Source organism: Microbacterium sp. BF1 (genome assembly GCF_019279095.1).
Taxonomy (GTDB): domain Bacteria; phylum Actinomycetota; class Actinomycetes; order Actinomycetales; family Microbacteriaceae; genus Microbacterium; species Microbacterium maritypicum.
The window spans coordinates 1-569 of sequence record NZ_JAGYWT010000856.1 but is presented as its reverse complement, the minus strand read 5'-3'; the positions used below and the strand labels follow the sequence as shown (position 1 = coordinate 569).

Annotated in this window: 1 protein-coding gene and 1 pseudogene; both read right to left on the bottom strand. The window is 72.9% G+C overall.

The window, feature by feature from the left end:
* Positions 1-311, bottom strand: a 311-nt coding sequence (locus KZA10_RS17205; RefSeq protein ID WP_218683513.1) for a DnaJ domain-containing protein, incomplete at its 3' end; no start/stop codon positions are given.
* Positions 312-382: 71 nt separating this feature from the next.
* Positions 383-569 (bottom strand): annotated as a pseudogene (locus KZA10_RS17200) (DUF1949 domain-containing protein); the annotation flags it as partial.

Sequence of the window (569 nt, the reverse complement as noted above, 5' to 3'; positions counted from 1 at the left end):
CCGTAGGAGCGGGCGCGCGGACGGGTGTCGGTACGCGCTGCCTGAGGCCGCCATCCGCTCCACCCGGTGTCGGCGTCGGGTGTCGCCGCTGACGCCACACCTGAGCGGCGGTCGTAGGCGGCACGGCTCTCGACGGTGCCGACCAGCTCCCACGCGCGCTGCACCTGGATGAAGATCGCGGCGTCGCCACCGGTGTCCGGGTGCGTCTGGCGCAGCCGCAGACGGTAGGCGCGGCGCAGCTCGGCGTCGTCGACGGAGGGGGCGACCCCGAGGATCTCGTAGGCCGAGGCCGAGAGCGGACTGTCGAACATCGCTCTCCCTCCGCGACCGCGGCATCCAGGATATCCGTCGTTCGTTGTGGTTTCGCCGATGCCCGTCGGTGTCAGGCGGGCACGTCGACGATGCGCTCGACACCGAGGACAGGCGCGATCGCACCCGCGGATGCCGCGGCCAGATCGTCGACGAGCCGGGGGACTTCGGCCTCGGGGGCCCACAGCTCGAGCGTGGCCGTCGCGGCATAGCGCGGCGCGCCCAGCGTCGCACCATGATGGACCGCCCAGTCGCGCAGC